1 protein-coding gene is annotated in these 1251 nt (G+C 71.5%); it reads left to right on the top strand.

The genetic code is table 11. From position 1 onward, the window contains the following. Positions 1-139: 139 nt before the first annotated feature. A partial coding sequence (locus tag ACLN58_RS22345) for a dihydroxyacetone kinase family protein (RefSeq protein ID WP_415857398.1) occupies positions 140-1251 on the top strand: 1112 nt, incomplete at its 3' end.

The raw sequence follows: 1251 nt of genomic DNA, 5'->3' as shown, positions 1-1251 counted from the left end.
CCATCGTGCCGGAACTGGAACCCCCCGCGCCCCGCCGCGAGCGCATGGCGCTTGTCTCAGAGTGAACGCCTCTTCCCACACCCAGAGCGAACATATATCCTATAGGATATTCAAGCACCGACCCGAGAGGGAGTCCCCGATGACGCGACTCTGGAACGAACCGGCGGACTTCGCCGACGAGATGGTAGACGGCTTCGTCCGCGCAAACGGCCGGTGGGTCCGCAAGGTCTACGGCGGCGTCTCGCGCGCCACGGCGTCGGCGGACTCCGAAGTCGCGCTCGTGATCGGCGGCGGGAGCGGCCACTACCCAGCCTTCGCGGGACTCGTGGGGCCGGGGCTCGCCCACGGAGCGGCGATGGGCAACCTGTTCGCGTCCCCGTCGGCCCACCAGGTCGAATCCGTCGCGCGTGCGAGCAACCGTGGCCGCGGGGTCCTGCTGAGCTACGGCAACTACGCGGGCGACGTCCTGCATTTCACCGAGGCGCAGGAGGCGCTCCGCGCGGACGGGATCGACTGCCGCAGCGTGGCAGTCATCGACGACATCTTCTCCGCGGGCCCGCATGAGCTCGAGAAGCGGCGCGGCATCGCGGGCGACCTCACCGTGTTCAAGATCGCGGGCGCGGCCGCCTCACTCGGCTACGACCTCGACGGCGTCGAGCGGGCGGCGCGCCACGCGAACCTCCGCACGCGGTCCATGGGCGTCGCGTTCACCGGCTGCACGATGCCGGGGGCGGACGAGCCACTGTTCTCCGTGCCCGAGGGGCGCATGGCCGTGGGCCTCGGCATCCACGGGGAGCCGGGGCTCGCGGAGACCGCGATTCCGACGGCGAACGGCCTCGCCGAGCTCTTCGTCGAGCGCCTCCTCGACGACGCCGAGGTGCCCGAGGGCGCCACGAAGGCGGGCGGGCGCGTCGTGCCGATCCTCAACGGGCTCGGCTCGGTCAAGTCAGAGGAGCTCTTCGTCGTCTACGCCCGCGTGGCCGAGCTCGCTGAGGCGCGCGGCCTCACCCTCGTGGACCCGCAGGTCGGGGAATTCTGCACGAGCTTCGACATGGCGGGCGTCTCGCTCACCTTCTTCTGGCTCGACGACGAGCTCGAGCGGCTTTGGCTCGCCCCCGCGGACACGCCCGCCTTCCGCACCGGGACGTTCGACGGCGCCGCGCTCGAGGCGGTCGCAGACGAAGGCGACCAGGCCGCCGAGCGGACCGTCCCCGCCGCGAGCGAGGAGTCGCGTGACGCGGCCCTGCGGAT

The organism is Sinomonas sp. G460-2 (genome assembly GCF_047759905.1).
GTDB lineage: Bacteria > Actinomycetota > Actinomycetes > Actinomycetales > Micrococcaceae > Sinomonas.
Note: the sequence above shows the minus strand (reverse complement) of the source record. Positions and strands in the feature narration are given on the sequence as shown.